Annotated in this window: 12 protein-coding genes; 3 read left to right on the plus strand and 9 right to left on the minus strand. The window is 58.8% G+C overall.

Annotated elements, in window-relative coordinates; all coding sequences use genetic code 11:
- Positions 1 to 47: 47 nt before the first annotated feature.
- The 7 genes from ACP5J3_RS10090 to ACP5J3_RS10120 are packed head-to-tail and all read right to left on the minus strand — an operon-like array spanning position 48 to position 3,929.
- A complete protein-coding gene (locus tag ACP5J3_RS10090) occupies positions 48 to 845 on the minus strand; it encodes a translation initiation factor IF-2 subunit alpha (protein WP_428495576.1) in 798 nt (265 codons plus the stop codon).
- A 34-nt stretch (positions 846 to 879) separates the two neighbouring features.
- The gene (locus tag ACP5J3_RS10095) at positions 880 to 1,083 is read right to left on the minus strand and encodes a 30S ribosomal protein S27e (RefSeq protein WP_428495577.1); all 204 of its coding nucleotides are present in this window, start codon (positions 1,081 to 1,083) and stop codon (positions 880 to 882) included.
- Position 1,084: 1 nt separating this feature from the next.
- Positions 1,085 to 1,360, minus strand: a complete 276-nt coding sequence (locus ACP5J3_RS10100) for a 50S ribosomal protein L44e (RefSeq protein WP_428495578.1) — start codon at positions 1,358 to 1,360, stop codon at positions 1,085 to 1,087.
- A gap of 30 nt (positions 1,361 to 1,390) precedes the next feature.
- Positions 1,391 to 1,873 carry a DNA replication initiation complex subunit gene (locus tag ACP5J3_RS10105; RefSeq protein ID WP_263244345.1) on the minus strand — a complete coding sequence of 161 codons (483 nt, stop codon included), beginning with the start codon at positions 1,871 to 1,873 and terminating at the stop codon, positions 1,391 to 1,393.
- Positions 1,866 to 2,804 (minus strand): DNA primase catalytic subunit PriS, encoded by a 939-nt coding sequence (priS, locus tag ACP5J3_RS10110; RefSeq protein WP_428495579.1) that lies wholly within the window; start codon positions 2,802 to 2,804, stop codon positions 1,866 to 1,868. Before priS ends, ACP5J3_RS10105 begins: the two co-directional genes overlap by 8 nt.
- Positions 2,801 to 3,550, minus strand: coding sequence for a proliferating cell nuclear antigen (pcna) (gene pcn / locus ACP5J3_RS10115; RefSeq protein WP_428495580.1), 750 nt, complete (start codon positions 3,548 to 3,550; stop codon positions 2,801 to 2,803). Before pcn ends, priS begins: the two co-directional genes overlap by 4 nt.
- Before the next feature lie 49 nt (positions 3,551 to 3,599).
- Positions 3,600 to 3,929 carry a transcription factor S gene (locus ACP5J3_RS10120; protein ID WP_428495581.1) on the minus strand — a complete coding sequence of 110 codons (330 nt, stop codon included), beginning with the start codon at positions 3,927 to 3,929 and terminating at the stop codon, positions 3,600 to 3,602.
- Between the two features lie 98 nt (positions 3,930 to 4,027).
- Between ACP5J3_RS10120 and ACP5J3_RS10125 the strand changes: the two genes are divergently transcribed.
- The 3 genes from ACP5J3_RS10125 to ACP5J3_RS10135 are packed head-to-tail and all read left to right on the plus strand — an operon-like array spanning position 4,028 to position 5,032.
- The gene (locus tag ACP5J3_RS10125; RefSeq protein ID WP_428495582.1) at positions 4,028 to 4,504 is read left to right on the plus strand and encodes a 30S ribosomal protein S19e; all 477 of its coding nucleotides are present in this window, start codon (positions 4,028 to 4,030) and stop codon (positions 4,502 to 4,504) included.
- Positions 4,504 to 4,839, plus strand: a complete 336-nt coding sequence (locus ACP5J3_RS10130; RefSeq protein ID WP_428495583.1) for a DNA-binding protein — start codon at positions 4,504 to 4,506, stop codon at positions 4,837 to 4,839. Before ACP5J3_RS10125 ends, ACP5J3_RS10130 begins: the two co-directional genes overlap by 1 nt.
- Before the next feature lie 37 nt (positions 4,840 to 4,876).
- Positions 4,877 to 5,032, plus strand: coding sequence for a 50S ribosomal protein L39e (locus ACP5J3_RS10135; protein ID WP_428495584.1), 156 nt, complete (start codon positions 4,877 to 4,879; stop codon positions 5,030 to 5,032).
- On the opposite strand, the gene ACP5J3_RS10140 is transcribed toward ACP5J3_RS10135, so the two are convergent.
- On the minus strand, positions 5,029 to 5,748 hold the full coding sequence (locus ACP5J3_RS10140) for a geranylgeranylglyceryl/heptaprenylglyceryl phosphate synthase (protein ID WP_428495585.1): 720 nt from the start codon (positions 5,746 to 5,748) through the stop codon (positions 5,029 to 5,031). The two genes, ACP5J3_RS10135 and ACP5J3_RS10140, sit on opposite strands and share 4 nt — an antisense overlap.
- Positions 5,735 to 6,046: a hypothetical protein gene (locus ACP5J3_RS10145; protein ID WP_263244330.1), complete on the minus strand. Its 312-nt coding sequence runs from the start codon at positions 6,044 to 6,046 to the stop codon at positions 5,735 to 5,737. Before ACP5J3_RS10145 ends, ACP5J3_RS10140 begins: the two co-directional genes overlap by 14 nt.
- Positions 6,047 to 6,133: the final 87 nt, after the last annotated feature.

Raw genomic sequence — 6,133 nt, forward strand, 5'->3', positions numbered from 1 at the left:
GGAGAGGGTGTAGGCGCCGCAGTTGGCGCAGCGCCTCAGCAACGACCTCATTGCTCGATGCGCTGTACGGTGGTTATCACCTTGAACTTCTTTTGAAGTGTCTGTAGGAGATTTGTGATGTCTGTAAACGCCGCCTCCACCTGTTTTGGTTGCTGTCCTACGATGTCGATTCTGTAGCGGGGCGGCCCCACCACGTATATCTTCGCCGAGATTTGCGGGTACTTCTCCTGTATGGCCTTGGCTAGCTCGGCGAGTGCGGCTTTTATCCTCTCGGCGCCGTCTCCCTCGACGCTCACCGCCTTTATTATTCCAGAAATCTTCGTGGGGGGTATCTCTATCTGCTGCCTCGCCAGCTCGACAATGGCCTCCTTAAGCTTGGGGTCGAGCTCCAAGTCGTCCAGAACCTGGGGCCCCGTCTTGACGACTTCTTCAAACACCTTGAAGGGGTCGCCGAACTGCTCCTCGAGGTACCACATCGTCTTAAGGGCCTCCTCCTGGGTCTTGCCCAGCTTCTTCATGGCGATTTCTAGAAGCTTCAGCGTCCTGACCCGGTGGCGGTATAGGAGGAGCTTCTTCTCCTTCTCGTCGACGCGGACGCGCTTCAGCGACACCTCGACAACCCTCATCTTGGGGTTGACGCTGATCACCTTAAACACAGTCTTGTTGCCCTCCTTGACGTAGTCCCTAATGGAGTGGAACCAGGACTGGATAATCTCCTGGGTGGGGGCGAAGGCTTCTAGCTCGTACTCGTCGAGGTATACATAGGCGCCGTGTTCTGCAATTTTCTTCACCGTGCCTATCACCACCTCGCCTACGTCTGGAAACTCCTTCTTGACGAGGCGCATAATAGGGGAGTTGGGGTGGTTATAAATCCCTTTACTACTCTAGAATCTTGACTACGTGGCCGGCGAATTTCGCCCTGCCGCCCGTGGGCTGCGCGAGCACCCTTCCGCAGACGAGGCAGCGCACCACCATGGCGGCGTGGCTGTAGGTAATCTGCTCGTTGCCGCAGTCGGGGCACCTAATCTTGATGAATTTGGACTTGGGTTGCGGTATTAGGACTCTGCTGAATCTGACGGGCATACTACACCAGCTCCACCTTCTTCATCCTGCCCAGGGTCTTGACCAGCTTGTAGCCGCATTTGCTACATGTAAAGACCAGCGTCACCTTCTTGTTTATCTTGGCGAAGCGCTTCTGCTTCGGCTTCGGCGTCGAGCCGTAGCCCTCGAGCTTCCTCTCATACCTCCGCTGGCCCTCAGCCGAACTGCGCCTCTGGCCGGCGTGGTAGTTGGAAACGCTGTGCTTAGTGTAGGCGTTGCAACGGGGGCAGTACATATTGACGCTCTTGGGAAACTTCATGGCCCTGGGCAACTGGTGGTGATTTAAATTTTACGCGCCTAGAAAACGCCTAGCCACCCCACGCTCTTCGAGGTCCTTGGCGTCTCTAAGAGGCAACTTGGCCAGATCCCCCCGCGTAAACGGCCCCACCTGGACGAAGTCCTCCGTCACTATGGTGGGGTGGTCCACTAGAAACTGCACCACCACGTACTCCTGCGCCCTCTTCCTCTGGGGGCCGGCTTGTCTAATTTTCACAAGCGGCCTGATGAGCCTGTCCTCCTCTGCCGTGACTCTGCTCGGCACCCTCCCCTGCCCCAGCTCCCAGACGATCTTCCTCAGCCTCAGCTCCATAATTGTGAGCAGGGCGGCCGACACCTGCTCCTTTACCTGATCCAGCACGCCCTGGGGGAGGGGGGCGTTCTGCAACTCTCTTAGAAACTGCTCGGCGGCCTCTGCATATGAGCTGAACGGCGGGTCGGAAAGTATGCGCGAGTTAAGCTCCGCAGAGAGCCACAGCCTGATCTTCTCAATCATGTATCTTTCCAAATCCCTGGAGTTCTAAATATATCGCCACGTAGGCCGGCAACACCTTGAAATCCCCGGCACCCGCCTCCACCTTTTCAAACAACACGGCGCCGCGGAAGTCCTTCTCAAACCTAAACCTCAGGTGGCCCTTGCGAAAAGCCACGGCCCTCTCGACGATGTCCTCCACCCCCCTCTCCAGATCCCTCAACGCGAGGGGGGTAGCCACGAGGCCCGTCTTCCCGTTGATAGACCCCGGCGCCCTGATGAGGCGGTGGACGTCCTGCGTCACCACCTCGTCTATCTCAACCCTAAGCGCCCTGGGGTCCTCAACCCCCTGCCGGATCCTCAATAGGCTCCCCACGGGCACCTCCTCGTAGAGGACAATCCTCCTCCTGCCGAGCCTAGCCTCAAACCTCGAGGGGTCGAACCCCCCCGCCTTTAGGAAGTTCACCAACTCCCGCCTCTCCCTAGCCCCAAGCCCGAGCACCTCCTCGCCCGAGACGTGGATGTGGAAGCCCCTGTTCCCCGAAAACACTATCCTAGCGGGCTTTAGGTCCAGCTCCTCCCTCAGCACGTCTATCAGCTTATTCGCCTCCTCCCTGGCGTCCTCTAGGCACTGGAGAGTCACCAGGGTGGCTCCTCTGCACGCCTCTGTGTCTAGGTGGTCCCCATCTATGTCGAAGACAAGGTCCGCCCCCAGCCAGCCCTTCCCCTCCATATCCTCCTCGCCCGGCCTCTCGTAGTACGCCACGGAGTGGTATATATGCCTCGGCGTCTTCTCCACCGCGAACCTCCTCAAGTCCTCCAGCGACTTGAAGGATTTGTGCCTCACCATGCCCCCGCCGAACGGCTGAAAGGCGAATTCCCTCCTCTCCACCGCGTCGATTTCAAACCTGGCGTAGTTTCGGTAGAAGTTGCGGAAAAATACCTCGATAATCACTCCACCCTCGGCGCGACGAAGTAGGCTATCCTCCCCCCAGCCGGTATGTCGAAGGTGAGGTGCACCGGCTTGGCGGTGGCGAGCTCCACGGTGACGATGTCGCTGATTTTCGAAGACCTGCTCACAATGTCCCCTAGGTACTCCAGGGAGAACCTGGCGGATGCCGGCTCCTTGACGTCGAATTCGTACACCAACTCGCTGTTCTTCTCCAGCCTCACCTCCACCTCCCCCTTGTCGCTGGTTGCGCTTATCACAAACGCCTCCTCGGTGGCGTCGAACTTAACCTCGTCCGCCACGGCGTCGGCGTCTTTAATAGCCGAGGCCAAGATGTCGCTGGCGGTCTTAACCATGGCGGTGTACACCACCTTAGGCGTGGGCAACTCCTCCCCCACCACCTCAATAGAAGGCAACGTGATGGAGCGAACAGACTTCCCAACCAGCTTAATCTTCAGCCTCCCCTCTTCAAACTCCATAGATATCTTGTCCCCCTTCTTCACCCTCCTAAGCAACTTCTTGAGATCTTTTAGATTGAGGCCGAACTTGAGCTCCTCCACCTCTGGAAACTCTTCGAAAGCCTCCTTCGGCATGATTAAATCCACCATGGCGGTCCTCGAGGCGTCGAGAGCCCTGAGGTAGAGGCCGTCGCCCCTAACCACGAAGCTGGCCTCCTCCACCAACACCGATATGGAGTCGATTATGTAGGCGAACTCCTTGGCGTCCATGTAGGTCAGAACCGGCTTAGACATGTCTATATCTACCGCCCAGTTTTTTAAAAACCTAGCGCGACACCCGATATTACTCGTACTCACGCCAGGTGTGGCCGCAGTTAGTGCATTTGTAGAAGCGGGTAGGCGGCTCGTCAGCCGCCCTCGTCTGCTGAACCCAGAAATACGCCTCGTCGTGGCCGCACTTGGGACACCCCCTAGTCTTAACCTTAGGCAGGTTGGCCACGCTATCCGCCAAAACGATGACAGTGTTCTTGCTCTCCACAACTGTCCTGCTTTGGTACCGCCCCTGGGCGTTAGACGCGTCCTCCTCGTAGCCGCACTTAGGACACCTCAGCACAGTCTTGTCCCCCTTCCTCACGGGGATTAGCAGACTCCTGTCGTTGGGGCAAAACCTCATGACGACTCCCACCGTCGTTGGGTATATAAAATTATTCCCCCGCCAACGCGCCGGGCGGTGGGGCGTAAAGGTTTTATATTGAGGTGTGTAGGGCGCCTATGCCCTCCGTCAAGGACGTGCCAGCGGATCAGTTGATAAGTGAATTAGCCAGGTACATAAAGGAAAACGTGCCGCAGGTGAAGCCGCCGGTTTGGGCGCCTTTCGTCAAGACCGGCGCCAACAAGGAGAGGCCTCCCATGTCCGCCGACTGGTGGTACGTAAGAGCCGCCTCCCTCATGAGGAAGCTGTACATACACGGGCCCGTGGGGGTGGGCAGTTTGAGGACGGCGTATGGCTACAGGGCGAAAATCGGCGACAAGACCAGGCCGGAGAGGGCCAGGAAGGCAGGCGGCGCCGTGATTAGAAAGATACTACAGCAACTGGAGCAGGCGGGCCTCGTGGCGAAGACTAAGAAGGGGAGGGTCTTGACGCCGGAGGGCCGCTCTCTGGTTGACAGGCTGGTCACTAAGATAGCTAAGGATCTGGTGAAGGCTAGGCCGGAGCTCGCCAAGTACGTAGCGCCGCCCAAGGAGTAATGGACGGAGAGGGTTTCGAAGACAGGGAGATTGAGGAGATCCGCAGGAGGAAAGCCATGGAGGAGCTTCAGAAAAAGGCCGAGCTGGAGCGGCAGGCCCAGATAGCGGCCGCGCAGAGGCGGGCCGCGTTGAAGCAGATCTTGACGCCGGAGGCCTTGGCGAGGCTTGACAACATCAAGGTGGTGAGGCCGGAGCTGGCGGAGGCCCTGGAGCAACAGCTCATAAGCCTAGCCGCGTCGGGTAGGGTGAAGGTGCCCATAGACGACGCCACTTTGAAAAAGATCTTGGAGAGCGTATACAGCCAGACCCGGAGGGAGTACCGCTTCAAGCTTTAGGCCACAAGATTTATAAGCAGTGTTTTAAGCCGCTGACATGGCTAGGAACAAAGCCCTCGGCAGGAAGCTGAGGCTCGCCGCCGCGTTGAACTCCAACCGAAACCCGCCGGTGTGGGTCGTGGCAAAGACCAAGAGGAGAGTTACAAGATCCCCCGCCAGGAGGCACTGGAGGAGGACGAAGCTAAAGGCCTAGGGCCTCTTAACCGCCTTCACTATATCGCCCAGCTTTTCGGGAGCCTCCTCCGCCAAGGTCCCCGTGACCACCACGTTCGGCCTCTCCCTGGCGATGGCCCTCGCCGCCTCGCCGCTCCTAATCCCCCCGCCCACGATTAAAACCCGCGGGAAGGCCCTCCTGGCGGCTCGCACCATCTCGGGGGGCACCGGCTGAGGCGCCCCGCTACCGGCCTCGAGGTACACAGCCTTAAAGCCGATGTAGTTCGCGGCCAGGGCATACGCCGCGGCGATGTCAGGCCTCGTGTAGGGAATCGGCTTGCTCATAGAGACGAAGCCAGCCGCGCCGCCATCCCCCACAATTACATACGCCGTGGAGATGACCTCAAGCCCGGGGTAATGCTTGGCTATCAACACCGCCGCCTGCACCTGGGCCCCCACGATGAAGTAGGGGTCGAGGGAGTTCAATACGCTTAGGAACAGCACCCCGTCGGCCGCGTCGGTGAGCTGCGTCAAAGAGCCTGGAAACAGCACAACGGGCACGTTCGCAACAGTCTTGATGTCCCTAACCACCCGGGTCATCTGCTCCTCCTTAATCCCCAGCGAGCCGCCGACAAGTATCCCGTCGGTCCCCGCCTCCAGGGCGTGCCTCGCGATTTTTAGATAGTCGACGGACTTGTCGGGGTCAATCAACGTAAAATGCTTGACTCCCTCTAGCAGGTACTCATAGAGATTCATCGCCCTCCTCCGCCCCCTCCCCGGCCGCTCCCCCCGCGGGGCCCGCCTGTGGTTGCGGCGGGGCTATCCTCCCCTCTAGGTAGAGGTCAACAAAGGCGTTGTAGTAATCCACCGGCATCCACCCAGCCCTCTCCTCAAACTCGTGCCTCAGCCCACAGTTGCCGCAGATCACCAGATACCCCTTCTCCGTCTTCTTGACAGAGACGAGTTGCGCCCCGCAGTGGGGACAGGTAAAGATCTTCGGGAGGGTCTTCTTCGGCCTAAGTAAAACTTTCCTCTTTCTCCTACGCCTACCCATGACACCCACCCCTACCCCCCTTATATAAAAATATCAGCCGTAGCGCCTCCGGTCACCACTCGCCGTAACCCTGACAGCATCACCCAC

It is taken from the genome of Pyrobaculum sp., assembly GCF_049971835.1.
GTDB lineage: Archaea > Thermoproteota > Thermoprotei > Thermoproteales > Thermoproteaceae > Pyrobaculum.

Coding starts and splice junctions, on each gene's coding strand:
- ACP5J3_RS10135 (WP_428495584.1), top strand. CDS start 4,877: ATGGCTAGGAACAAAGCCCTCGGCAGGAAGCTGAGGCTCGCCGCCGCG.
- ACP5J3_RS10130 (WP_428495583.1), top strand. CDS start 4,504: ATGGACGGAGAGGGTTTCGAAGACAGGGAGATTGAGGAGATCCGCAGG.
- ACP5J3_RS10105 (WP_263244345.1), bottom strand. CDS start 1,873: ATGATTGAGAAGATCAGGCTGTGGCTCTCTGCGGAGCTTAACTCGCGC.
- ACP5J3_RS10145 (WP_263244330.1), bottom strand. CDS start 6,046: ATGGGTAGGCGTAGGAGAAAGAGGAAAGTTTTACTTAGGCCGAAGAAG.
- pcn (WP_428495580.1), bottom strand. CDS start 3,550: ATGTCTAAGCCGGTTCTGACCTACATGGACGCCAAGGAGTTCGCCTAC.
- ACP5J3_RS10125 (WP_428495582.1), top strand. CDS start 4,028: ATGCCCTCCGTCAAGGACGTGCCAGCGGATCAGTTGATAAGTGAATTA.
- ACP5J3_RS10100 (WP_428495578.1), bottom strand. CDS start 1,360: ATGAAGTTTCCCAAGAGCGTCAATATGTACTGCCCCCGTTGCAACGCC.
- ACP5J3_RS10140 (WP_428495585.1), bottom strand. CDS start 5,748: ATGAATCTCTATGAGTACCTGCTAGAGGGAGTCAAGCATTTTACGTTG.
- ACP5J3_RS10120 (WP_428495581.1), bottom strand. CDS start 3,929: ATGAGGTTTTGCCCCAACGACAGGAGTCTGCTAATCCCCGTGAGGAAG.
- ACP5J3_RS10090 (WP_428495576.1), bottom strand. CDS start 845: ATGCGCCTCGTCAAGAAGGAGTTTCCAGACGTAGGCGAGGTGGTGATA.
- ACP5J3_RS10095 (WP_428495577.1), bottom strand. CDS start 1,083: ATGCCCGTCAGATTCAGCAGAGTCCTAATACCGCAACCCAAGTCCAAA.